The following is a 23,746-nucleotide window of genomic DNA, read 5'->3' on the forward strand; positions in this document are numbered from 1 at the left end:
TACGGCGATTTAACCGGCCAGGCCCTTGCAAGCCTCTTGTTTGCGAGGGGCGAAGGCCTCATATTGTCTGCAGGCATGCTGGAGCTCCGCAGCGGCGCCCGGGTCGAAAACCCCGACACCGTAACTCCATCGGAGCTTGTAAGAGGAAACTATGGCTGATCTTCGTAACTATCAAAGCCGCGCTCAAACCGGCGAGATGATTGATCAGGGCCTGCGCACTTATATGCTCAAGGTCTACAACCTGATGGCGCTGGGTCTGGCGATCACCGGTGTGGCCGCATATCTGTCGTTCCAATTCGCTTTCGCCAATGGCGAGATTACCGCTTTCGGTCAGGCGATCTATCTGAGCCCGCTGAAATGGGTGGTCATTCTGGCGCCGCTGGCTCTGGTGTTCTTCCTGAGCTTCCGGATCCATAACATGACGGTGAGCGCCGCCCAGACGACCTTCGCGATCTATGCCGCGCTGGTCGGCCTGTCACTGTCGTCGATCTTCCTGATCTATACCGGCCAGAGTGTCGTTCAGACGTTCTTCGTCACCGCCGCCTCCTTCGGCGCGCTGTCGCTTTACGGCTACACGACGAAGCGTGACCTGTCGGCAATCGGCTCGTTCCTGATCATGGGTCTGTTCGGCCTGATCATCGCCTCGCTCGTCAACGTCTTCCTGGCCTCGTCCGCGATGCAGTTCGCCATTTCGGTGATCGGCGTGCTGATCTTCGCAGGTCTGACGGCCTACGACACACAGCGGATCAAGGAGCTTTACTACGAAGCTGATGACGTTGCTGTTGCCGGCCGCAAGGCGATTATGGGCGCGCTGACGCTCTATCTCGACTTCATCAACCTCTTCATGTTCCTGCTGCAGTTCATGGGCAACCGTAAATAAGCAGGTCCATCAAGATCGAAAAGGCGGCTTCGGCCGCCTTTTTTGTTGCGCCGTTTTCAGAGGAATGGTTTTAGAGGAGCTCCACCCGCCGCTGGACACCTGCCCGATGTCCTTCCTTCTGCGTGACGCCTCTGAGGCCGATATTCCCGCCATCACCGATATCTATCGCGACTCCGTCCTGAACGGCGTTGCAAGCTACGAGATTTCGCCGCCCTCCGAGGCCGAGATGTCGCAGCGTTTTGCCGCGATCGTCGGCCAGCAATATCCCTATATCGCCGCAGCCGATGACGACGGAAACTTCCTCGGCTACGCCTATGCCTCGGCCTTCCGCACCCGCCCGGCCTATCGCTGGATGGTGGAGGATTCGGTCTACCTGGCGCCCGAAGCGCGCGGCCGCGGCATCGGCAAGGCACTGATGACTGAATTGATCGACCGCTGCATCGCCCTCGGCTTTCGTCAGATGGTGGCCGTCATCGGCGGCGCGAGCCCCGCCTCGATCGCGCTTCATCTCAAGGCGGGCTTCGTGGAGGTCGGCCTGATGCAGGGCACGGGCTACAAGCACGGCCGCTGGCTCGACACGATGCTTATGCAGCGCAGCCTCGGCGAGGGCATGACGACCGATCCGGATCCATCCACCTATCCCGGCACGCTGTTCGCCGGCTGATCAGGCTTACTTGTCGACCAGCTTCAAAGCCTTGTCGAACACCTTGAGGACGTGGTTCAGCTCGTGTCCGCGCTTGAGGATCATGCCGTTGACGTTGATGACGGAGTAGGCGCCTTGCTTGGCAGCGAGCTTCGGATTCTTTTCGATACGGAAAAACGGCATTTCGCCGGATCGCTTGAAGACGGAAAACACCGCCCTGTCTTTCAGGTGATCGATGGCGTAATCGCGCCATTCACCCTCCCCGACCATGCGACCGTAGATCCACAGGATCGCGTCGAGTTCGCGCCTATGGAAAGTCACCGGAAGCGGGTCTTTGCTTTGTTTGTATTCTCTGAGATCGACGACGACTGAACTATTGTCGACGGAGCGGCTTTCGCCGTGTCGCAAATCCGGCTGATCTGTCATCAGTCTCCCGAGGCCTCCGCTTGTGACAGGAGAATGACAGTTTGCCCGAGCCGCCACAAATTGCAAGAGTGCGGCACGTCACATTCGGCCGCAGTGGAAGAGTCGACGCTTTCTCGGCAGCGCCGCATTTCAGTCAAAACAGCGCCTCATTTGCAGGAGAATTATGCATCCCGGTTTGGCGCCAGCGCGCCAAAGGGCCCGGCGGAGCGTATCGACCTTAACCCCAGCCCCGAATACGCTCGGCCGGGCCGCCCGGACCTTCATCCGTATCAGGATGAAATCTCAGATATTTTTGCCCGCCATCACCACCGTCGCGCCAAGAATCGCAGCCGGATCGCCGTCCGCGGTCGCTGACTGCAGCAGGATAGCACAACCCTCGAGCTGTGGCCGCTGCAGGACGCTTGCCGGCAGCGTCAGATTGGTGGCTTTTCCATCCCACATGCCGACGGTTTCGACATTGGTGACGCTGTGCAGATAGGAGAGCTTCTTGCCGCTGTTCTCACCCTTTTCGACGTCGATCGTCTTTTCCTTGTCGAAATAGACCATGACAACATTGGCTTTACCCTGCCCTGCGCCAATCTTGATCTCCAACTCGTCGCCGCGCATCGATGCGCTGATGGGAACGGTCAATCCGTTGCCTTCGCTGCTGTAGCTGTCGATCCGGCTGTTGATGCCCGTGAGATCAGAACCGGCGAGATGGCCGCGCCCGTTGACGATGGCCTGCGGCGTGTAGACGTTGCTGCGGCCCATCGTCCTGGCATAGCCGTATTGCCGCTCGGTGTTTTCCTTCGAGCTCAGCGTATCGGCCCAGCCGAGATAATTCCAGTAATCGACGTGATAGGCGAGCGCGATGACATCGCCCTGATTCACCAGCTTGCGGAAGGCGGCATCAGCAGGAGGACAGGAGGAGCAACCCTGCGACGTGAAAAGTTCGACTACGCCTTTCGGCTTACCGTCTTCGGCATGCAGCGAGCCTGCGAGGGCAACGCCAGCGATCAGCGGGATCAAAAAACGGGGGGACATTCACCTGTACCTCTTCTTCAGGTCCGGCCGGGTGTTGAAACCGGGGGCCCTGACATATGAACGTACGAATAATCCTTCCGGGTCCAAACGAAAAGTCACGAACGGGTGAGACGCAGCACGACCGGAAGCCGCAGAAAACAAATCATCGTGAGCCCGCTCGAATGCTGTCGCGCAAAAGAAAGGCCGCCGGAAGTACTGCGCTCCGGCGGCCATGATAATGTCAGGCTCGTAACGATCAGGCAGCGAGATCGCGCAGAACGGTCTGCAGGATGCCGCCATTGTTGAGGTAGATCACCTCGTCGAGCGTATCGACGCGCGACAGCAGCGGAACGTCCTTCACGGTGCCGTCGCTATAGGTGATCTTGGCGATCTTCCGCTCGCGCGGCTTGATCTTGTCCAGGCCCTCGATGGTGACGAGTTCATCGCCCTTGAGGCCAAGGCTCTGCCAGGTCGTGCCCTCTTCGAAGACGAAGGGGATGACGCCCATGCCGACCAGGTTCGAGCGATGGATGCGCTCGAAGGACTGGGCGATCACCGCCTTGACGCCGAGCAGGTTGGTGCCCTTGGCCGCCCAGTCGCGCGAGGAGCCATTGCCATATTCGACACCGGCGAAGATGACGAGCGGTACGCCCTCGGACTTGTACTGCATGGCCGCGTCGTAGATCGAGGTCTCTTCCTTCGACGGGTAATGGATGGTGTAGCCACCTTCCTTGCCGTTCGGGCCGAGCATGTGGTTGCGGATGCGGATGTTGGCGAAGGTGCCGCGCATCATCACTTCATGATTGCCGCGGCGCGTGCCGTACTGGTTGAAGTCGGCAACGGCGACGTCATGGCCGATGAGGTAGGCTCCGGCCGGCGATGCTGCCTTGATCGAACCGGCCGGCGAGATGTGGTCGGTGGTGATCTTGTCGCCGAACAGGCCGAGAACGCGGGCGCCCTTGATGTCTGCGACGCCGGTGCCCTTCTTGCCCATGCCGACGAAGTAAGGCGGGTTCTGTACATAGGTCGAATTGTCGTCCCAGGCATAGGTCTGGCCCGGCGGGACCTGAACGGCCTGCCAGTTGACGTCGCCCTTGAAGACGTCGGCATACTTGCTTTCATAGAGCTCGCGGGTCACGTATTTCAGGATGAATTCCTGGACTTCCTTCGAGGTCGGCCAGATGTCCTTGAGGTAGACGGGGTTGCCGTTCTGGTCTTCGCCGATCGGCTCCTTGGTGAGGTCCTTCTGAACCGTGCCGGCAAGCGCGTAAGCGACGACGAGCGGCGGCGAAGCGAGGTAGTTCGCCTGGACGTCAGGCGAGATACGGCCTTCGAAGTTACGGTTGCCGGAGAGAACGCCGGAAACGATAAGGCCCTTGTCGTTGATCGTCTTCGAGATCGGCGCCGGCAGCGGGCCGGAATTGCCGATGCAGGTCGTGCAGCCGAAGCCGACAAGGTTGAAGCCGAGCTTGTCGAGATCGGCCTGCAGGCCCGACTTGGCGAGATATTCGCCGACGACCTGCGATCCCGGGGCGAGCGAAGTCTTCACCCACGGCTTGGTCTTCAGGCCCTTGGCAACGGCGTTGCGGGCAAGAAGACCGGCGGCGATCAGCACCGACGGGTTGGAGGTGTTTGTGCAGGAGGTGATGGCGGCAATCGCCACGTCGCCATGGCCGAGATCGAAATCCGTGCCTTCGACCGCATAGCGGTTGGCAAGCTGGCCGGGCTTCTTGTAGTCGGCTTCCATCGAGGTCGCGAAACCGGAAGCGATGTTTTCGAGCGCAATGCGGCCTTCCGGGCGCTTCGGGCCGGCCATCGACGGCACGACGTCGCCGAGGTCGAGTTCCAACGTGTCGGTGAAGACGAGATCGGAACCGTCGCCTTCGCGCCACATGCCCTGAGCCTTCGAATAGGCCTCGACCAGCGCGATCCGGTCATGCGTACGGCCGGACATGGTGAGGTAGTTGATGGTTTCGCCGTCGACAGGGAAGAAGCCGCAGGTGGCGCCGTATTCCGGGCCCATGTTGCCGATCGTCGCACGGTCGGCAAGCGGCATGTTGTCCATGCCGGGGCCGAAGAATTCGACGAACTTGGAAACGACGCCCTTCTTGCGCAGCATCTGCACGACGGTCAGAACGAGGTCGGTCGCGGTGACGCCTTCCTTGAGCTTGCCGGTCAGCTTGAAGCCGATGACTTCGGGCAGAAGCATGGAAACCGGCTGGCCGAGCATGGCGGCTTCCGCTTCGATACCGCCCACGCCCCAGCCGAGAACGCCGAGACCGTTGATCATCGTCGTGTGGCTGTCGGTGCCGACGCAAGTATCGGGATAGGCGATCGTCTGGCCGTCTTCTTCCTTGGTCCAGACGGTCTGGCCGAGATATTCGAGGTTGACCTGGTGACAGATGCCCGTGCCGGGGGGCACGACGCGGAAGTTCTTGAAGGCCTGCTGGCCCCACTTCAGGAAGCGGTAGCGCTCGCCGTTGCGCTGATATTCCAGCTCGACGTTCTTGGCGAAAGCCTGCGGCGTGCCGAATTCATCGACGATGACGGAGTGGTCGATGACGAGGTCGACGGGAACGAGCGGGTTGATCTTCTCGGGATCGCCGCCGAGCGACACCATCGCGTCGCGCATGGCGGCAAGGTCGACAACGGCGGGAACGCCGGTGAAGTCCTGCATCAGCACGCGCGCCGGGCGATAGGCAATTTCGTTTTCGACCGCACCCTTGTTGTTCAGCCACTCGGCAACGGCCAGGATGTGCTCCTTGGTGACCGACTGGCCGTCTTCGAAGCGCAACAGGTTTTCCAGCAGCACCTTCATCGAATAGGGAAGCTTCGAGACGCCGGGCAGACCGTTTGCCTCAGCCTTGGGCAGGCTGTAATAGACATAGTCCTTCCCGTTCACCGAAAGCGTGGAACGACAATTGAAACTGTCAAGAGATTTAGACACGAGAGACCCCGTTTCTGATAGCCAACACAGTCGTGCGAACGCCTATGCACTTAATGCACATCAGGATGCGGGTACGGCCATTTCCGCTGTCCGCACGTGGAACAGATGCTCCAAGTTCGGCGCAAGGATGAAATTCACGCCGACCGCTGGCGTGGTTGCAGGTCTTATAGATAATTTCCTAAAAACTTGCCATACCCGGAAATGGTCAAAATCGGACATTTTTTGACCCTTCCGAAAGCCGAAACGAAGAAAGAACCGATGCATGCATCTCACCGCCGAAAATCTGGCCGCAAGGCGCGGTGACGATCTCATTTTCGTTAACATTTCCTTTCACTTGGCAGCCGGCGAGGCGCTTATCCTGACCGGCAAAAATGGATCGGGAAAGTCCACTTTGCTGCGCGTTGTCGCCGGCCTCCTCAGGCCTGAAAAGGGCACTGTCATCTTTCATGGCGACGGCAGCCGGGAAGGGCGGCATCCCGGAGAGGTCAGCCACTACCTCGGCCATCGAAATGCGATGAAGAATGAACTTACGGTTGCAGAAAACCTCGATTTCTGGCGCGCCTTTCTCGGCGAAACGGATACACCCGCTGGCCTATCGCTAGAGGAGGCAGCCGAAGCCGTCGGCCTTTCGGGAATAACCCACCTTCCCTTCGGCTATCTCTCCGCCGGCCAGCAGCGCCGGTTCGCCTTCGCCAAGCTGCTCGTCGCCTACCGGCCCGTCTGGATCCTCGACGAACCTACAGCGGCACTCGATGCCAGCGCCGATCGGCTGTTTGCCGGATTGATCGAAGCGCATCTGAGAAAGGGCGGCATCGTGCTGGCGGCGACACATCAGCCGCTGGGGTTGAAGAATGTGCAGGAATTGAAGATGACGGGTTTTGCCGGCGTGGATCAGGGGGTGTGGGGATGACCGCCCTCTTCCTCCGCGATCTCAAGCTCTCGATTCGCGCCGGCGGCGGCGCGCTGATCGGCGTGCTGTTCTTCCTGACCGTCGTCGCCGTCATCCCCTTCGGCGTCGGCCCGGATCTCAAGCTTCTCTCCCGCATCGGCCCCGCCATCGTCTGGATCGGCGCCCTGCTTGCCGCCCTTCTCGGCCTCGACCGCCTGTTCCAGGCCGAGCGCGACGATGGATCGCTCGACCTGATGCTGACGCAGGAAACACCGGTTGTCCTCACCGTACTGGTCAAGTGCTGTGCCCACTGGACGGCCACCAGCCTGCCTCTGGTCATCGCCTCGCCGCTGCTCGGCCTCTTCATGAATATGGACGAGACGGCGATCGGCGCGACCGCGCTGACACTGCTCGTCGGCTCACCGGCCATCACCTTCATCGGCGCCGTCGGCGCCGCAGTTGCCGTCGCCCTGCCCCGCGGTGGCCTGCTGGTCTCGATCCTGGTCCTGCCGCTGACCATCCCGGTTCTGATCTTCGGCGTCAGCGCCACCTATGCCGCCGTCGAGGATCCCGTCCCTTTCCTGCCACCCTTCCTCATCCTGACCGCACTGACGTTGTTCTTCGCGGTGATCGGCCCGGCCGCCGCTGCGCTTGCGCTGCGAAACGCGTCGGATTGAATGTCATTCGATTGCGGGAAAAGCCGGATCAAGGTAAGGAAGCAGCCATGAACGACACAAGCCTTGCCATCCGCAAATTCAGCGATCTCGCCAACCCGACGCTGTTTCTGGCGCTGGCGGCCCGTGTCATGCCCTGGTTGGCCGGCATCACCGCGCTCTGTTTCGCGGCTGGCCTCTATCTCAGCTTCTCCACCGAAGGCGATTACCAGCAGGGCGAGACCGTCCGTATCATGTATATCCACGTCCCGGCCGCGTGGCTCTCGATGATGTGCTACACGATCATGAGTGTCTCGGCGATCGGCACACTGGTCTGGCGCCATCCGCTGGCCGACGTCTCCGCCAAGGCCGCCGCCCCGCTCGGCGCCGCCTTCACTCTGCTGGCGCTCGTCACGGGCTCGCTCTGGGGCAAACCGATGTGGGGCACCTGGTGGGTCTGGGACGCCCGCCTGACCTCCGTTTTCGTCCTCTTTCTGATGTATCTCGGCCTGATTGCGCTCAGCCGCGCCATCGACGATCCGTCGAGGGCCGCGCGGGTCTGCGCCGTGCTTATCCTCGTCGGCTTCGTCAACATTCCGATCATCAAGTTCTCCGTCGAATGGTGGAACACGCTGCACCAGTCGGCGAGCGTGCTCAGGATCGGCGGTCCGGCGATCGACCCGGAATTCCTGCGCCCGCTCCTCGTCATGGCGATCGCCTTCACCCTCCTCTTCTTCACCTTGCACATCATGGCGATGAGGAACGAAATCTGGCGCCGCCGCATCGCCGCACAGCGCCGTCTCGCCGCCCGGATGGCGAGCCGGGAGGAATAGACCCATGACGCATGCTTTCTACGTCTACGCCTCTTACGGCTTTGCAGCCCTCGTTACGATCGCGGTCACCCTCTGGACCTGGGCCGACGGCCGGGCGCGCCGGCGTGAACTCGCAGCCCTCGAAGCCGCAGGCATTCGCCGCCGCTCGGCGCGCGCGGGGGACGGCGAATGAACGAGGCGCCGGAAACCAATACCGTCAGGCCGCGCGGACTCGGTCGCTACGCTCTGGCGCTTCTGCCGCTGATCGTCTTCGGCGCCATTGCCGCGACGGCCGCAAAGATGCTCTACGACCAGGATTTCCATGGCAAGAACATCGCCGAAATCCCATCGGCCCTGATCGGCACCAAGGCGCCGGCGCTAAATCTTCCGCCGCTCGACAGGGCAAACCTGCCGGCGCTCACCGATGCGGCGATCAAGGGCAAGCTGACCCTCGTCAACGTTTTCGCCTCCTGGTGCCTCCCCTGCAGGGACGAACATCCGATCTTGAAGGAACTGGCGAAAGACGGTCGGCTCAACATCGTCGCCATCAATTACAAGGACAAGAACGACAACGCCCTGCGTTTCCTCGGCGAACTCGGAAATCCCTATCGGGCGATCGGCATCGATCCGAACGGCAAGGCGGCGATCGACTGGGGTGTCTACGGTATCCCGGAAAGCTATCTGGTCGGCGCCGACGGCACGATCCTCTACAAGCGCGTCGGCCCCTTCGACGATATCAGCCTGAAGGAAGGGCTGTTTCCGGCGATGGAAAAGGCGCTGGCGAAGCCGGCTTCGTAAGTCAAGAAAGACCCCTCCCCAAGGGGTTACCGAGGCAGGTTAAGCTCCACCCTGCCAGACCTTGACCGCCTCCACCGGAGAGATCAGCATCAGCACGTTCAGCGTCAGATTATCGCGGATGACATAACCGGTGAAAATCTCAAAGAAGATGGCGATCGCCACCGTGACCGCCACCGGCGCCCGTGAGGCGAAAAAGAAGCCGACGCACATGAAGGCGGTGTCCATTGCCGAATTCAGAATGCTGTCGCCGTAATAATCGAGCGCGATCGTCGCCGTGCGGTAGCGGTCGATGATCAGCGGCGAATTTTCGAGCAGTTCCCAGCCGGATTCGATCACCAGCGCCAGGAGCAGCCGCGCCGCCAGCGGCTTGCGGCGCAGGACCAGATGGGCGAGCCCATAGAACAGGAAGCCGTGGATGATGTGCGACGGCGTGTACCAGTCGGACAGATGCTGCGAATTGCCGCTGGTATTGACCCCGCCCTCCCACAGCTTGACATAGCCGCAGGCGCAGATTGGCACCCGGCCCATCATATATTCGGCGACGACCTGGGCGACCAGCACCGCAAGACAGGCGACCAGCCAGAAGCTCTGGTGTCTGACACGATATTCGGCGTCCGCTGTGCTCACGTCTCACCGTCCGCTTCCAGGTTGACGCTATGTTTCAGCACCAGCGGCATTTGCGCTAGCGTGAAGATGATGGTGATCGGCATCGTGCCCCAGACTTTGAAGGCGACCCAGGTATCGTCCGAAAAATTGCGCCAGACGACTTCGTTCAGCACGGCTAGGAATAGGAAGAAGACGCCCCAGCGGATGGTAAGCTTGCGCCAGCCCTCTGCATCGAGCTGGAAGGCAGCGTTGAAGACATAACCGAGCAGCGAGCGGCCGAAGGCGAGCCCGCCGAGCAGCGCGACTCCGAAGAGCGCATTGACGATGGTCGGCTTCATTTTGATGAAGGTCTCGTTCTGCAGCCAGATCGACAGAGAGCCGAAGATAACGACGACGATGCCGGAGACAAAGGGCATGATCGGCAAATGGCCGAGCACGATCTTCGACACGATCAGCGAAGTGACTGTCGCTGCCATAAAAAGCGCGGTCGCGACGAACAGAGGACCGCCCAGTTCGGAAAGAGCAGGAAATCTTTCCACCAGCCATTGACCGCGCAGATTGGCAAAAAAGAAGACCATCAGCGGCCCGAGTTCCAGCGCCAGTTTCAGCATCGGATGATGGCGGTCGGCCGCGCTCGGGGTGATATCGCTTTCGGTGGTCATGCGTTCTTCAAACCTGCTATTTCTCAAAACCTGTTTCCCGACCGGCCTTGCAGGCTTTCGGCGGCTTATCTGTGGCATCATTGGGGAAGTCCGGCAATGGCATGGGCGAAATCCTCGGCCTCGAACGGCTCCAGATCGTCCACACCCTCGCCGACGCCGATGAAATAGACCGGCAGCTTGTGCTTGGCGGAGATGGCAACGAGAATGCCGCCGCGCGCTGTGCCGTCGAGCTTGGTCATGATCAGCCCGTTGACGCCGGCGACATTGCGGAAGATCTCGACCTGGCTCAGCGCATTCTGCCCCGTCGTGGCGTCGAGCGTCTGCAGCACCGTATGGGGCGCGTCGGGATCGAGCTTGCCGAGCACCCGCACGATCTTCTCGAGCTCGGCCATCAGCTCGGCCTTGTTCTGCAGGCGGCCGGCGGTATCGACGATCAGCACGTCGCATTTCTTCGCTTTCGCCTGTTCGAAGGCGTCATAGGCAAGGCCGGCGGCATCGGCGCCGAGCTTGGTGCCTACGAACTCGGATTTGGTCCGCTCGGCCCAGATCTTCAACTGCTCGATCGCCGCCGCGCGGAATGTATCGCCGGCCGCCAGCATCACCTTCAGCCCGGCGCCGGAAAGCTTCGCCGCGAGCTTGCCGATCGTCGTCGTCTTGCCGGTGCCGTTGACGCCGACGACGAGGATGACGTGCGGTTTGTGCGAGAGATCGAGCTGCAGTGGTTTGGCGACCGGCTTCAACACCTTAGCGATCTCGGACGCCATGATCCGGCTGACATCCTCGCCGGTAACGTCCTTGCCGTAACGCTCCGAAGCGAGCGTATCGGTGACGCGCAGCGCCGTCTCGACGCCGAGATCGGCCTGGATCAGCAAGTCTTCGAGATCCTGCAGCGTCTCGTCGTCGAGCTTGCGCTTGGTGAAGAGTGCAGTGATCTGGCTGGTGAGCTGCGAGGAGGTGCGCGCAAGGCCGTTGCGCAGCCGCTGGAACCAGCTGAGTTTCGCCTGCGGCGCAATGGGCTGCGGTTCGACGATCGCAGGGCGGGTGGCGAAGCCTTTGGGGAGGATCGGAGATTCAGGCTCTGGCTGTTCCGCAGCAATTTCGGAGGGCTCGTCGAGTGAAATACCCCCCTCGGCGCTGCCGGGCATTTCCCCCACAGGGGAGATCGGCTGAACGGCGTTGTCTTCTTCCACATCGATCTCAGCAGGGGTTTCCTCCGAGAGCGCTTCTGTTACCTCGGCGGTCTCTTCGACCGAAGCCGGTGTGTCTGCCTCCGAACGATCTCCCCCCTTGTCGGGAAGCTGCCCCGGAGGGACAGAGACGGGTACTTCCACCTCGCTCTCGGCCATTGCCTGCGTCTCTGCTTCAGCTTCGGCTTCCAGCAGTGAAAGCGGCACCAGCCCGAACTCGCTCATCTGATCTGCGGGAGGCAACGGCAACGGCTCATCGAGGATGTTTGATTCCTTGGCCTCGCCGACATCCGCCGCCGGTCCACCCGCCGTATCCATCTCCTCAGGAAGAACGGGATCGTCGGCGACCGGCAGATTTTCGTCGCGCGAGCGCGGTTCGAGTTCCCTTTCTACGGCATCGGGCACGGGCTCTTCAGCCGGCTTGCCGAAGGTGAAGACCTTTTTGATGAAACTGAGAGCCATGAGAATTCCGTGAAATCAGGCCGCGGCGGCCGTCAATTGCATGTCGAGATGCTTGCCATTGTGGCCGGTGATCGTGGCCGGCACAAGTTCGCCAGGGCGAAGGCCGGCGGCTGCGACCAGGGTGAAGTTCTCCGTATGCGCTAGGCCGTTGTTTTCGACAAGCAGCCACTGCCGGGTTCCGACCATGCCATCGAGATGGGATTGATGGAGCTTATGTCCAGTGGCGCGCAGCCGGGCGGCGCGTTCCTTGACCAGCGTCCGGTCGAGTTGCGGCATGCGGGCGGCCGCCGTGCCGGGACGCGGGCTGTAGGGGAAAACATGCAGATGAGCGATGCCGGCCTCTTCGGCCAGCCGCACGGCGTTGCCGAACATTTCCTCGGTTTCCGTCGGGAAGCCGGCGATCATATCGGCGCCGAAGCTCATCTCGGGGCGGAGACGGCGCGCATCCTCGATGAAGCGCAGCGCATCGGCGCGCGAATGTCGACGCTTCATCCGCTTCAGGATCATGTCGTCGCCATGCTGCAGCGACAGATGCAGATGCGGCATGAAACGCGGTTCTTCGGCGATGAGATCCATCAGATGGGCATCGGCCTCGATGCTATCGATCGAGGAAAGCCTGAGGCGGCGGATATCCGGGAGCTGTTTCAGCAGCGTCTTCGCCAGAAGCCCGAGCGTCGGCGCCCCCGGCAGGTCGCCGCCATAGCTGGTGGCATCAACGCCGGTCAGGACGATCTCGCGATAACCGCTGTCGGCGAGCTTGCGGGCCTGATCGACGACGGCTCCCATCGGCACCGAGCGGGAATTGCCCCGGCCATAGGGGATGATGCAGAAGGTGCAGCGATGGTCGCATCCGTTCTGCACCTGGATGAAGGCGCGCACATGGCCATCGATGTGCCTGACCATCTGCGGCGCCGTCGCCTTGACGCTCATGATATCGTTGACGCGCAGCTTCTCTTCGGCCGAAACGCCGAAATCCGGCAGGCTGCGATAGGAAGCGCTCGAAAGCTTCTCCTCGTTGCCGAGCACGGCATCGACCTCCGGCATGGCGGCGAAGGTCTGTTTTTCCGTCTGCGCGGCGCAGCCGGTGACGATGATGCGGGCATGCGGATTGTCGCGCCGTGCCCGGCGGATCGCCTGGCGGGCCTGGCGCACGGCCTCGCCGGTCACCGCGCAGGTATTGACCAGGACGGCGTTGTTGAGCCCGGCCTTCTCGGCCTGCGCCTTCATCACTTCGGATTCATATGTGTTGAGGCGGCAGCCGAAGGTAATGACCTCGATGCCGCTCACTGCGCCTCCGCCCCTCGGTTATCATCGCGCGACCAGAGGCCGGTCGAAGGATCGAGTCTGCCCGACCACTCCCATTCGGCCGGGCCGGTCATGATCACATGATCGTCGCGCTCGCGCCATTCGATCGAAAGTGTCGCCGGCGGCTTGGCGCTTGCGACATTGATCGTCACCGTGCGGCCGGTGCGGCCGGTGCGCGCGGCGCTGACAGCGGCAGAACAGGCGGCCGAACCGCAGGCAAGCGTCAGTCCCGCGCCGCGCTCCCAGGTGCGCGTCGTCACGGATGTCGGCGAGGTCACCTGCGCCAAAGTGATGTTGGCGCGCTCAGGAAACATCGGATGGTTTTCCAGCAGCGGCCCGAAGCGGGCGAGATCATAGGACATCACGTCCCTGTCCACCCAGAAGATCGCATGCGGGTTGCCCATCGACATGGCAGACGGCGAATGCAGCACCGGATTGTCGATCGGGCCGATTTGCAGTTCGATGCGGCTGGTGTCGTGGAATTCTTCCGCGAGCGGAATCCTGTCCCAATCGAAGACCGGCTTGCCCATATCGACGGAGATCGTCCCATCCTCGTGCTCGACAGCGTTGAGAATGCCGGCGACCGTCTGGAAGGTGAAGGCCTTCCGGCCGGTCTCGGCGGCAAGCGCCTGCACGACGCAGCGTGTGCCGTTACCGCAGGCCTGCGCCTTCGAACCATCGGAATTCAGGATATCGATGAAGGCATCGGTGCCGTCGGCCTTCGGATCATGGATCGCCATGATCTGATCGAACTCGGTCTCAGGATCGGCATTGAGCGCGACAGCCGCATAGGCCGTTACCTTATCCGGCCGGCCACGCATGTCGACGACCAGGATCTTGTTGCCAAGCCCGTTCATCCTCGCGAATTCGACCGTTGCGCTCATAGTATCATTCCGTCCGTGTTTCCGCTGTATATGGCGGAAATGCGAAGGAATTACCAGTGGGTGAGTGCCGAGCAGCCAAGGCCGCCGGCCGCCCTTGCAAGGCAGTCCGGTTTCTACCGCTCAGCACCGTTGGAATTGAAAGACGCCGCATGCGCCTCGACGATGGCGGCGGTGATGACCTTTCTCAGCTCGTAGACCAGCGAACGGGACCGCTTGCGATCCAGATCCTGTGCGGCTTTTGCAAGACTAAGGCCTTCGTTGAGGACAATATGATGGGCCCGTGCCAGCGCCCAGCTTTCAATATCAGGATTGATCATTCGATATCTCCGCCGGATCATCCGGCATCAAGGATATTCACGAATCATTTTACAGGATGAACTTAAGTAGAAAGTAGAATCATAAGTGGAATATTTTGCAACTGGGCTCTATCGCGAATTAGGGCCGCCAGCCGGAATTTTTACTGTGAAATATACGTGAAAGAGCGTCCGAAACCACCGCCGGGCGATCATCCCACGCATTCGCCTTGACTTTCGCGCGGCTTTCCTGTTTATCGCGCCAATCCGCGACGAGCCGCATGACTCCGAGCCGCCGACCGGGACCTGAGATCCCGGAGGTCAACACCCGACAGCGCGATGCGCCCTCGGGTGCTTTTTGGCTTTGCGTCTTGTTTTCGTCACGGAAAAGCACGACGTTTCCAGGCAGATCGAACCCGCCCGAAACGTATCAAGGAAGAGCCGATGTTTGAAAACCTCCAGGACCGTCTTGGATCCATTCTGAATGGACTGACAGGCCGTGGCGCGCTTTCGGAAGCCGATGTTTCCGCAGCGCTGCGCGAGGTTCGCCGTGCGCTGCTGGAGGCCGACGTCGCGCTCGACGTGGTGCGTTCCTTCACCGACCGCGTACGTGAAAAGGCCGTCGGCGCCGAGATCCTGAAGTCGATCAAGCCCGGCCAGATGGTGGTCAAGATCGTCCATGACGAACTGATCGAGATGCTGGGCGGCGAAGGCGTCGGCATCGACCTGCATGCGCCCGCTCCCGTCGTCGTCATGATGGTCGGCCTGCAGGGCTCCGGCAAGACGACGACGTCAGCCAAGATCGCCAATCGCCTGTCGACGCGCGAGAAGAAGAAAGTGCTGATGGCGTCGCTCGACACGCGCCGTCCGGCAGCCCAGGAGCAGCTTCGCCAGCTCGGCGCCCAGGCCAGCATCGACACGCTGCCGATCATCGCCGGCCAGTCGCCGACGGATATCGCTGCCCGTGCGGTGCAGGCGGCCAAGCTCGGCGGCCACGACGTCGTCATTCTCGACACCGCCGGCCGCACCCATATCGACGAGCCCTTGATGGTCGAGATGGCCGACATCAAGAAGCGTTCGAACCCGCATGAAATCCTGCTCGTCGCCGACAGCTTGACCGGTCAGGACGCCGTCAACCTCGCCCGCAATTTCGACGAACGCGTCGGCATCACCGGCCTCGTGCTGACCCGCATGGACGGCGACGGCCGCGGCGGCGCCGCGCTTTCGATGCGCGCCGTCACCGGCAAGCCTATCAAGCTGATCGGTGTCGGCGAGAAGATGAGCGAGCTCGAGGAGTTCCATCCCCGCCGCATCGCCGACCGCATTCTCGGCATGGGCGACATCGTCTCGCTCGTCGAGCGCGCGGCGGAAAATATCGACGCCGAGAAGGCGGCTGCCATGGCCGCCAAGATGGCCAAGGGCAAGTTCGATCTCGACGACCTCGCCGACCAGCTGCGCCAGATGCAGAAGATGGGCGGCATGGGCGGTATCATGGGCATGATGCCCGGCATGGCAGGCATGAAGGACAAGATGGCCGCCGCCGGCCTCGACGACAAGCTTTTCGGCCGCCAGATCGCCATCATCCAGTCGATGACCAAGGCCGAGCGCGCCAATCCCGACCTGCTCAAACATTCGCGCAAGAAGCGCATCGCCGCCGGCTCCGGCACCGATGCCGCAGCCATCAACAAGCTTCTGAAGATGCACCGCCAGATGGCCGACATGATGAAGATGATGGGCGGCAAGGGCAAAGGCGGCATGATGAAGCAGATGATGGGCGGCCTTGCCGGCAAGATGGGGCTTGGCGGCTTAGGCGGCATGGGCGGCGGCATGCCCGATCTCTCGAATATCGACCCGAAGCAGCTCGAAGCCCTGCAGAAGCAGGCCGAAGCGGCGGGGCTTGGAAAGCCGGGTGGGGGTGTGCCCGGTCTCGGCGGTCTGCCGGGTGGTTTGCCTGGCCTCGGCGGCGCCAAGCTGCCGGGCCTTGGCGGCGGTTTCCCGGGATTGCCCGGCTTGCCGAAGAAGAAGTGAAAGGATCGTTTGCCCCATGATTGATCCAGACGTCAAAGCCCAGCTCGCGAGCTATCGTCAGTCGATCGACAATATCGATGCCGCTCTCGTGCACATGCTGGCCGAACGCTTCCGCTGCACCAAAGAGGTCGGCGTGCTGAAGGCCAAATACAATCTGCCGCCGGCCGATCCGGCGCGCGAGGAATACCAGATCGAACGCCTTCGCCAGCTGGCGAAAGCAGCCAATCTGGACCCGGATTTCGCCGAGAAGTTCCTGAACTTCGTCATCAAGGAAGTCATCCGGCATCATGAGCAGATCGCTGCGGATCACGCTGAACAGAGCGCCGCAGCCCGATAACCATACCGCCTCACGAAGCGGTCAAGAAAAGCCTAAGGAGTAAAGAACATGGCACTGAAAATTCGTCTCGCCCGCGGTGGCTCCAAGAAGCGCCCGTACTACCACGTCGTTCTTGCCGATGCGCGCAGCCCGCGTGACGGCCGCTTCCTCGAAAACCTCGGTTCCTGGAACCCGATGCTCGCCAAGGATGACGAGAAGCGCGTTCAGCTGAACGCCGAGCGCATCAAGCATTGGCTCGACAACGGCGCCCAGCCGACCGACCGCGTTCTGCGCTTCCTCGATGAAGCCGGCGTTGCCAAGCGCGAAGCCAAGAACAACCCGGTCAAGGCAAAGCCCGGCAAGCGCGCCCAGGAACGCGCCGCTGAAAAGGCTCAAAAGGCCGCTGACGCCGCCGCCGCTGCTGCCGACGCCGCGGAATAATCGGGACCTTCCCCAATCGAACGGGCGGCATGGCGACATGCCGCCCGTTTTCGTTTCCAATTACCCGCACTTCGTTTATGAGAAGCCTGTCTTTCCGGCTTCAAATGAAGGAACCCATGACAAAGCTTGAAAACCCCGTTCTGATGGCGACGATCGGCGGCGCGCAGGGCCTGCGCGGTGAAGTGCGGGCCAAGGCCTACACCGCCGATCCGACGGCGCTCGGCGATTACGGCCATCTGCACAGCATGGACGGACGCAGCTTCGAAATCCTTGAAATCCGCGAGATGAAGAATGTCGTCGTGGTCCGCTTCCGCGGCATCAACGACCGCAACGCCGCCGAGGCGCTGAACGGCCTGGAACTCTACATCGAGCGCGACAATCTGCCCGACGAGGAGCTGGAGGACGACGAGTTCTACTATGCCGATCTCGAAGGACTCGAGGCGCAGGACGATCAGGGCGTCAGCTACGGCACGGTCACCGGCGTCTTCGATTTCGGCGCCGGCGATCTTCTGGAACTCAAAGGTCCGGGCAAGCGCCCGGTGCTGATCCCCTTCTCGGAAGCCTCGGTGTTGGAGATCGACCTCGAAGCCGGCACCTTGCTGATCGATCCGCTGGCGGCCGGTTTGATCGACGATCCCGAAGAACTGTCGAAATTCACCCCGGACAAGCCGAAAAAGAAGAAGTGATGGCTTTCCGGGCGAGCGTGCTGACACTCTATCCGGAGATGTTTCCGGGACATCTGGGCTTTTCGCTCGCCGGCAAGGCGATGCAGCGCGGGCAATGGTCGCTGGACGCCGTGCAGATCCGCGATTTCGCCACCGACAAACATCGCACCGTCGACGACACCCCGGCCGGCGGCGGCGCCGGCATGGTGCTGAAACCCGACGTGCTCGCCCGCGCCATCGACAGTACCTGTCAAAACGATAACCGCCCGCGCCTGCTGATGAGCCCGCGTGGGAGGCCGCTGACGCAGCAGCGCGTGCGCGAACTGGCGGCGGGCGATGGTGTCGTCATCGTCTGCGGCCGCTTCGAGGGCGTCGACCAGCGGGTGATCGAAGCGCGGGGGCTGGAAGAGGTCTCGGTCGGCGACTACGTGCTGTCGGGCGGCGAACCGGCGGCGCTGATCGTTCTCGATGCGATCATCCGCATCCTGCCCGGCGTCATGGGCAACGATCTGTCCGGCCTGCACGAAAGCTTCGAAGGCGGACTGCTGGAACATCCGCATTATACGCGGCCGCAGGAGTGGGAAGGCCGGGAAATCCCCTCCATCCTGACGTCGGGCAACCACGGCGCCATCGAAAAGTGGCGCCACGAGGAGGCGGTGCGGCTGACGCGGGAGCGGCGGCCGGATCTCTTCGAAAAGGTTGAACCTAAGAAAAACGGCTAATTCCATCCTCCCCTTCACAAAAATGTCGTGCGAGGGATGACAAGCTCAGGCCTTTCGTGTATTGGCGCACGCGGAAATGGGGTTAGCCCCGTCTGCCAGCAAACAAAGAATGGCGAATCCGCTCCCGCCCCGAAGGGGCAAAATCCTGAGGCTTACCCAAGGGATCAGTGCCGAGCGCTCTGGCTGTTTCAGAAGAACCAAAGGTTAAGACGATGAACATCATTCAGCAGCTTGAGGCCGAACAGGCCGCCAAGATCGAAGCCAAGCGCACCCTCCCCGAATTCTCCCCGGGCGATACCGTCCGCGTCAACGTGAAGGTCACGGAAGGCAACCGTACCCGCGTTCAGGCCTATGAAGGTGTCTGCATCGCCCGCTCCGGCGGCGGCCTGCAGGAAAACTTCACGGTTCGCAAGATCTCCTACGGCGAAGGCGTCGAGCGCGTATTCCCGGTCTACTCGCCGCTGATCGAAAGCGTCGACGTCGTCCGCCGCGGTAAGGTTCGTCGCGCCAAGCTCTATTACCTGCGCGACCGTCGCGGCAAGTCCGCCCGTATCGTTGAAGACACCGGCGTCCGCGCCCGCAAGCTCAACGACGCCGAGCGCGCCGCCGTTGCCGAGGAAAAGGCACGCATCGAAGCTGAAAAGGTTGCAGCCGCTCAGGCGCTCGCCGCCGAGAAGGCAGCAGCAGAAGCCGCAGAAGCCAAGGCCGCTGCTGAAGCAGCAGCCGCCGCCGCTGCGGAACCGGCAGCAGAATAAGATCTGCGCCACGCAAAATTCTTTCGCTTGGAAAGGCGGCCTTCGGGTCGCCTTTCCTCTTTTTTGCGTCGGCGTGCCGCCGGCGGCCTTGCCTTCGGCAGGTCTTCCGTGACAATTTTCGCGTTCAAATCCGGGAGCCATTCCATGCTGTTTCGTTGTACCATTCTTGCGGGCTTTGCCGCCCTTGCACTCGCTCCTTTGACAGTGTCGGCTGCCGAACTACCCGATCTCGGCGGCAAGAGCGTCATTGTCGTCACCGAGAACGCCTATCCGCCGCTGCAGTTCGTCGATCCGAAATCCGGCAAGGCGATCGGCTGGGAATATGATGCGATGAACGAGATCGCCAAGCGGCTGAACTTCAAGGTCGAATATCAGAACACCAGCTGGGACGCGATGATCCAGGCGGTCTCCGACGGCCAGTACAACATCGGCATGACCGGCATCACCATCAAGGACGACCGCAAGCAGAAGGTCGATTTCTCCGATCCCTATATGCGCTCGCAACAGTTCATGCTGGTGCGCGGCGACGAGAAACGCTTCACCGACGCCAAGAGCTTTGCCGCCTTCAACGACGGCCTGATCGGCGCCCAACCCGGCACCTCGCCTTTCTACACCGCCGTCTATGAAATCCTCGATGGCAACGAACAGAACCCGCGCATCAAGCTTTTCGAAACCTTCGGCGCCACCGTGCAAGCCCTGAAGACCGGCGACGTCGATCTCGTCCTCACCGACAGCGTCGCTGCCAAGGGCTATGTCGATTCCTCGAATGGCGGCCTGAAAGTGGTCGGCGAAGCGCTCGGCACCGAGGACTTCGGCTTCATCTTCCCGAAGGGGTCCGATCTCGTCGCTCCCGTCAATGCCGCTATCGCAGCGCTGAAGGCGGACGGCACCTTTGATGCGCTGAACAAGAAGTGGTTCCTCGACTACAAGATGGGCGAATAACCCCGAGCGATCGCAGATGGCGCCACAACCATCCCTGCGACACGAGAAGGACGACCGTCCATGGTGGCTGGCCGTCCTTGTTCTGATCGGTCTCGTTCTCGCCGTCGTTATCATCACCAACGACATTTACACCCAGGTCTTCCGGACCGTGGTGAATGGCGCCGGCATCACCGTGTTCGTGACGCTCGTCGCCTTCATGCTGGCGACAGTGCTTGGTCTCGGCATCGCGCTGCTCGGCCTGGCCGACAGCATCGTGCTGCGCCAGATCGCCCGCTTCTATATCGAGATCATCCGCGGCATCCCGATCTTGGTGCTGCTCTTCTACATCGCTTTCGTCGGCGCCCCGGGCCTTGTCGCGGTCTATAACTTCATCATCACGCCACTGGTGAAGAGCGGCGTCGCCGAACCGATTCTCGTGCGCGACCTTTCGCTGATGTGGCGCGCCATCATCGCTCTGATGATCGGCTATTCCTCCTTCATTGCCGAGATCTTCCGTGCCGGCTTCCAGTCGGTCGATACCGGCCAGATCGAGGCGGCCAAATCCCTCGGCCTGTCGCGCTACCGCCGCTTCCGGCTCGTCGTCTTCCCGCAAGCGATCAGGGTCATCTTCCCGCCGCTCTCCAACGACTTCGTCTCGATGGTGAAGGATTCGTCTCTTGTCTCGGTTCTCGGCGTGGCCGACATTACCCAGATGGGCAAGGTCTACGCCTCCGGCTCCTTCCGCTTCTTCGAGACCTATTCGATCGTCACCTATATCTACCTCATCCTGACGATCGGCCTGTCGCTGGCGTTGCGGCGCATTGAAAAGAAGATGAAGCAGAAGCCGCGCTGAGCCACAGCACGATTCGAATTGCCGTTTCGTTCAAAAATCGCTATATGCGGGCGATGGAATCCAAGTTCAGATGCACTGGCGCGCATATTTTCGTACTGCAGGACCATTATCGCCTGCCGGCGCGGTTCTTTGCATGCGTATCCGGTGCGCTCAACAGCCGACTTCGTTGATCGAATGACGGCCGGCGGAGCCTGATCCGCTTTTTCCCGATTTTCCAAAAGCATCCAAAACGGACTTACCGCTATGAGCGCACCGCGTACCCTCTACGACAAGATCTGGGACGACCACCTGGTCGACGAACAGGCCGACGGAACCTGTCTTCTCTACATCGACCGCCACCTGGTCCACGAGGTCACCTCGCCGCAGGCCTTCGAAGGCCTGCGCATGAGCGGCCGCAAGGTCCGCGCGCCGGAAAAGACCCTCGCCGTCGTCGACCACAATGTACCGACATCGCCGGATCGCCATCTCGGCATCAAGAACGAAGAAAGCCGCATCCAGGTCGAGCAGCTCGCCAAGAATGCCGCCGAGTTCAACGTCGAATATTATTCCGAGAACGATAAACGCCAGGGCATCGTGCACATCATTGGGCCGGAACAGGGTTTCACCCTGCCCGGCATGACGATCGTCTGCGGCGACAGCCATACCTCCACTCACGGCGCCTTCGGCTCGCTCGCTCATGGCATCGGCACGTCTGAGGTCGAGCATGTTCTTGCCACCCAGACTCTGATCCAGAAGAAGGCCAAGAACATGCTTGTGCAGGTCGACGGCCAGCTGCCGCACGGCGTCACCGCCAAGGACATCGTTCTTGCCATCATCGGTGAGATCGGCACGGCGGGCGGCACTGGCTACGTCATCGAATATGCCGGCGAAGCGATCCGTGCGCTGTCGATGGAAGGCCGCATGACGATCTGCAACATGTCGATCGAAGGCGGCGCCCGCGCCGGCCTGATCGCCCCCGACGAAGTCACTTTCGAATATATCAAGGGCAAGCCGCGCGCGCCGAAAGGCGAAGCGCTGGAACAGGCGATCGCCTACTGGAAGACGCTGCAGTCAGACGAAGGCGCTCATTTCGACCGCGTCGTCAAGCTGAACGCCGCCGAACTGCCGCCGATCGTCTCCTGGGGTTCTTCGCCTGAGGACGTCGTCTCGGTCCAGGGCATCGTGCCGAATCCTGATGAAATCCAGGATGAGACGAAGCGTGCCTCCAAGTGGCGCGCGCTCGAGTACATGGGCCTCAAGCCGGGCACGCCGATGACCGACATCAGCATTGACCGGGTCTTCATCGGCTCCTGCACCAACGGCCGCATCGAAGACCTGCGCGCCGTCGCCAAGGTGGTTGAAGGCAAGACCGTTGCTTCGACCGTCAACGCCATGATCGTTCCGGGCTCCGGTCTTGTGAAGGAACAGGCGGAAGCCGAAGGCCTCGACAAAATCTTCAAGGCTGCCGGCTTCGACTGGCGCGAGCCGGGCTGCTCCATGTGCCTCGCCATGAACGACGACCGCCTGAAGCCGGGCGAACGCTGCGCCTCGACGTCGAACCGCAACTTCGAAGGCCGCCAGGGCTTCAAGGGCCGTACGCACCTCGTCTCGCCGGCAATGGCCGCCGCCGCCGCAATCGCCGGTCACTTCGTCGATATCCGCGAGTGGAATTGATCCGTCCGGCGGAATGAAAGATAAAGCCGCCCGCTGCCTCTTAGCGCATCGGGCGGCTTCTTATATTGCGGCGTTGAGATCGGCGGTATTGATCGCAACCGGCAATCAAAAAGCCGCTGTCATCGGGTCCGGCCCCATGCGGGCGCCGGCGCTGTCGAGCTTGGCGATCGCGGCCATGTCGTCGGCATCGAGCTTGAAGTCGAACACCTGGAAATTCTCCTCGATGCGCGACGGCGTCACCGATTTCGGGATGACGACGAGGCCAGTGTCGATGTGCCAGCGGATAATGGCCTGAGCCGGCGTCTTCCGGTGTTTTCTGGCGATCTCGCCGATGACCGGGTTCGAGATGAACTGCCCCTGGCCGAGCGGGCTCCAGGATTCGGTAGCGATGTTCAGCTTTTTATGTGCCTCCTGCGCCGCCTTCTGCTGGAAGTCGGGATGCAGTTCGATCTGATTGATGACAGGAACGACGCCGGTTTCGCCGATGATCCGCTCCAGATGCTCGGAATAAAAATTCGACACACCGATCGAGCGGGCGCGCCCCTCTTCCCTTATGCGCACGAACGCCTTCCAGGTCTCGGTGTAGAGGCCGCGATGCGGCGACGGCCAGTGAACGAGGTAGAGGTCGACATAGTCGGAGCCGAGCTTCTTCAGGCTGCCGTCGAAGGCACGCAGCGTATTGTCGTAGCCCTGATCGGTGTTCCTGAGCTTGGTGGTAACGAAGATGTCCTTGCGGTCGAGGCCGGAAGAGCGGATGCCTTCGCCGACACCCTCCTCATTGTCGTAGCCGGACGCCGTATCGATATGGCGATAGCCGGCGGCAATGGCAGTGCGCACCGTCGGGGCGGCAATCTCCTGCGGCGTCTGCCAGACTCCGAGCCCGACCTGCGGAATGGAATGTCCGTCATGGAAAGTGATGATGGGTTGAGCGATCACAATATAT

26 protein-coding genes are annotated in these 23,746 nt (G+C 61.5%); 16 read left to right on the plus strand and 10 right to left on the minus strand.

What is annotated here, in order from left to right; translation table 11 throughout:
* Positions 1 to 151: 151 nt before the first annotated feature.
* The gene (locus tag A7X77_RS15910) at positions 152 to 880 is read left to right on the plus strand and encodes a Bax inhibitor-1/YccA family protein (RefSeq protein ID WP_064683836.1); all 729 of its coding nucleotides are present in this window, start codon (positions 152 to 154) and stop codon (positions 878 to 880) included.
* A gap of 106 nt (positions 881 to 986) precedes the next feature.
* Positions 987 to 1,544, plus strand: coding sequence for a GNAT family N-acetyltransferase (locus tag A7X77_RS15915; protein ID WP_064683837.1), 558 nt, complete (start codon positions 987 to 989; stop codon positions 1,542 to 1,544).
* 6 nt (positions 1,545 to 1,550) lie between these two features.
* Here the strand turns inward: A7X77_RS15915 and A7X77_RS15920 are convergent, their stop codons facing one another.
* The 3 genes from A7X77_RS15920 to acnA form a co-directional block, all read right to left on the minus strand.
* Positions 1,551 to 1,949, minus strand: coding sequence for a DUF2794 domain-containing protein (locus A7X77_RS15920; protein ID WP_064683838.1), 399 nt, complete (start codon positions 1,947 to 1,949; stop codon positions 1,551 to 1,553).
* Positions 1,950 to 2,231: 282 nt separating this feature from the next.
* On the minus strand, positions 2,232 to 2,972 hold the full coding sequence (locus A7X77_RS15925; protein ID WP_064683839.1) for a DUF1223 domain-containing protein: 741 nt from the start codon (positions 2,970 to 2,972) through the stop codon (positions 2,232 to 2,234).
* A 235-nt stretch (positions 2,973 to 3,207) separates the two neighbouring features.
* Positions 3,208 to 5,898 (minus strand): aconitate hydratase AcnA, encoded by a 2,691-nt coding sequence (acnA, locus tag A7X77_RS15930; RefSeq protein ID WP_064683840.1) that lies wholly within the window; start codon positions 5,896 to 5,898, stop codon positions 3,208 to 3,210.
* A gap of 262 nt (positions 5,899 to 6,160) precedes the next feature.
* On the opposite strand from acnA, the gene ccmA reads away from it, so the two are divergent.
* From ccmA to A7X77_RS15955, 5 genes are read left to right on the plus strand one after another with little or no spacing between them, the layout of a single operon-like run.
* Positions 6,161 to 6,808, plus strand: a complete 648-nt coding sequence (gene ccmA / locus A7X77_RS15935; RefSeq protein ID WP_064683841.1) for a heme ABC exporter ATP-binding protein CcmA — start codon at positions 6,161 to 6,163, stop codon at positions 6,806 to 6,808.
* Positions 6,805 to 7,464 carry a heme exporter protein CcmB gene (gene ccmB / locus A7X77_RS15940; protein ID WP_064683842.1) on the plus strand — a complete coding sequence of 220 codons (660 nt, stop codon included), beginning with the start codon at positions 6,805 to 6,807 and terminating at the stop codon, positions 7,462 to 7,464. The genes ccmA and ccmB overlap by 4 nt, the downstream gene beginning before the upstream one ends.
* Positions 7,465 to 7,511: 47 nt before the next feature.
* On the plus strand, positions 7,512 to 8,273 hold the full coding sequence (locus A7X77_RS15945; RefSeq protein WP_064683843.1) for a heme ABC transporter permease: 762 nt from the start codon (positions 7,512 to 7,514) through the stop codon (positions 8,271 to 8,273).
* A 4-nt stretch (positions 8,274 to 8,277) separates the two neighbouring features.
* On the plus strand, positions 8,278 to 8,445 hold the full coding sequence (gene ccmD, locus A7X77_RS15950; protein ID WP_064683844.1) for a heme exporter protein CcmD: 168 nt from the start codon (positions 8,278 to 8,280) through the stop codon (positions 8,443 to 8,445).
* Complete coding sequence (locus tag A7X77_RS15955) at positions 8,442 to 9,050, plus strand: DsbE family thiol:disulfide interchange protein (RefSeq protein ID WP_064683845.1); 609 nt, start codon at positions 8,442 to 8,444, stop codon at positions 9,048 to 9,050. Before ccmD ends, A7X77_RS15955 begins: the two co-directional genes overlap by 4 nt.
* Positions 9,051 to 9,089: 39 nt before the next feature.
* Here A7X77_RS15955 and A7X77_RS15960 read toward each other — a convergent pair whose 3' ends face one another.
* The 6 genes from A7X77_RS15960 to A7X77_RS15985 all read right to left on the minus strand — a co-directional run bounded on the left by A7X77_RS15960 (position 9,090) and on the right by A7X77_RS15985 (position 14,494).
* On the minus strand, positions 9,090 to 9,677 hold the full coding sequence (locus tag A7X77_RS15960; protein ID WP_064683846.1) for a DUF2585 domain-containing protein: 588 nt from the start codon (positions 9,675 to 9,677) through the stop codon (positions 9,090 to 9,092).
* A complete protein-coding gene (locus A7X77_RS15965) occupies positions 9,674 to 10,318 on the minus strand; it encodes a septation protein A (protein ID WP_064683847.1) in 645 nt (214 codons plus the stop codon). Before A7X77_RS15965 ends, A7X77_RS15960 begins: the two co-directional genes overlap by 4 nt.
* 77 nt (positions 10,319 to 10,395) lie before the next feature.
* Complete coding sequence (gene ftsY / locus A7X77_RS15970) at positions 10,396 to 11,967, minus strand: signal recognition particle-docking protein FtsY (protein WP_064683848.1); 1,572 nt, start codon at positions 11,965 to 11,967, stop codon at positions 10,396 to 10,398.
* A 15-nt stretch (positions 11,968 to 11,982) separates the two neighbouring features.
* Positions 11,983 to 13,254 carry a tRNA (N(6)-L-threonylcarbamoyladenosine(37)-C(2))-methylthiotransferase MtaB gene (mtaB, locus tag A7X77_RS15975; protein ID WP_064683849.1) on the minus strand — a complete coding sequence of 424 codons (1,272 nt, stop codon included), beginning with the start codon at positions 13,252 to 13,254 and terminating at the stop codon, positions 11,983 to 11,985.
* The gene (gene dapF, locus A7X77_RS15980) at positions 13,251 to 14,156 is read right to left on the minus strand and encodes a diaminopimelate epimerase (RefSeq protein ID WP_064683850.1); all 906 of its coding nucleotides are present in this window, start codon (positions 14,154 to 14,156) and stop codon (positions 13,251 to 13,253) included. Before dapF ends, mtaB begins: the two co-directional genes overlap by 4 nt.
* 113 nt (positions 14,157 to 14,269) lie before the next feature.
* Positions 14,270 to 14,494 carry a hypothetical protein gene (locus A7X77_RS15985; protein ID WP_170961407.1) on the minus strand — a complete coding sequence of 75 codons (225 nt, stop codon included), beginning with the start codon at positions 14,492 to 14,494 and terminating at the stop codon, positions 14,270 to 14,272.
* Between the two features lie 399 nt (positions 14,495 to 14,893).
* Here A7X77_RS15985 and ffh point away from each other — a divergent pair, with 399 nt between their 5' ends.
* From ffh to leuC, 9 genes are all read left to right on the plus strand, one after another.
* Positions 14,894 to 16,477, plus strand: a complete 1,584-nt coding sequence (gene ffh / locus A7X77_RS15990; RefSeq protein ID WP_064683851.1) for a signal recognition particle protein — start codon at positions 14,894 to 14,896, stop codon at positions 16,475 to 16,477.
* Between the two features lie 16 nt (positions 16,478 to 16,493).
* Complete coding sequence (locus A7X77_RS15995; protein ID WP_011427149.1) at positions 16,494 to 16,814, plus strand: chorismate mutase; 321 nt, start codon at positions 16,494 to 16,496, stop codon at positions 16,812 to 16,814.
* A 48-nt stretch (positions 16,815 to 16,862) separates the two neighbouring features.
* The gene (rpsP, locus tag A7X77_RS16000) at positions 16,863 to 17,234 is read left to right on the plus strand and encodes a 30S ribosomal protein S16 (protein ID WP_037116834.1); all 372 of its coding nucleotides are present in this window, start codon (positions 16,863 to 16,865) and stop codon (positions 17,232 to 17,234) included.
* Positions 17,235 to 17,350: 116 nt separating this feature from the next.
* Positions 17,351 to 17,920, plus strand: a complete 570-nt coding sequence (gene rimM, locus A7X77_RS16005) for a ribosome maturation factor RimM (RefSeq protein WP_064683986.1) — start codon at positions 17,351 to 17,353, stop codon at positions 17,918 to 17,920.
* Positions 17,920 to 18,621, plus strand: a complete 702-nt coding sequence (gene trmD / locus A7X77_RS16010; RefSeq protein ID WP_064683852.1) for a tRNA (guanosine(37)-N1)-methyltransferase TrmD — start codon at positions 17,920 to 17,922, stop codon at positions 18,619 to 18,621. The genes rimM and trmD overlap by 1 nt, the downstream gene beginning before the upstream one ends.
* Before the next feature lie 212 nt (positions 18,622 to 18,833).
* Positions 18,834 to 19,376 carry a 50S ribosomal protein L19 gene (gene rplS / locus A7X77_RS16015; RefSeq protein ID WP_064683853.1) on the plus strand — a complete coding sequence of 181 codons (543 nt, stop codon included), beginning with the start codon at positions 18,834 to 18,836 and terminating at the stop codon, positions 19,374 to 19,376.
* Positions 19,377 to 19,520: 144 nt separating this feature from the next.
* Positions 19,521 to 20,318, plus strand: coding sequence for a transporter substrate-binding domain-containing protein (locus A7X77_RS16020; RefSeq protein ID WP_064683987.1), 798 nt, complete (start codon positions 19,521 to 19,523; stop codon positions 20,316 to 20,318).
* A 16-nt stretch (positions 20,319 to 20,334) separates the two neighbouring features.
* Complete coding sequence (locus A7X77_RS16025; protein WP_064683854.1) at positions 20,335 to 21,150, plus strand: amino acid ABC transporter permease; 816 nt, start codon at positions 20,335 to 20,337, stop codon at positions 21,148 to 21,150.
* A 243-nt stretch (positions 21,151 to 21,393) separates the two neighbouring features.
* A complete protein-coding gene (leuC, locus tag A7X77_RS16030) occupies positions 21,394 to 22,803 on the plus strand; it encodes a 3-isopropylmalate dehydratase large subunit (protein ID WP_064683855.1) in 1,410 nt (469 codons plus the stop codon).
* Positions 22,804 to 22,908: 105 nt separating this feature from the next.
* Here leuC and A7X77_RS16035 read toward each other — a convergent pair whose 3' ends face one another.
* Positions 22,909 to 23,739: an aldo/keto reductase gene (locus tag A7X77_RS16035; protein ID WP_064683856.1), complete on the minus strand. Its 831-nt coding sequence runs from the start codon at positions 23,737 to 23,739 to the stop codon at positions 22,909 to 22,911.
* Positions 23,740 to 23,746: the final 7 nt, after the last annotated feature.

This window comes from Rhizobium bangladeshense, from assembly GCF_001662075.1.
Lineage (GTDB): Bacteria > Pseudomonadota > Alphaproteobacteria > Rhizobiales > Rhizobiaceae > Rhizobium > Rhizobium bangladeshense_B.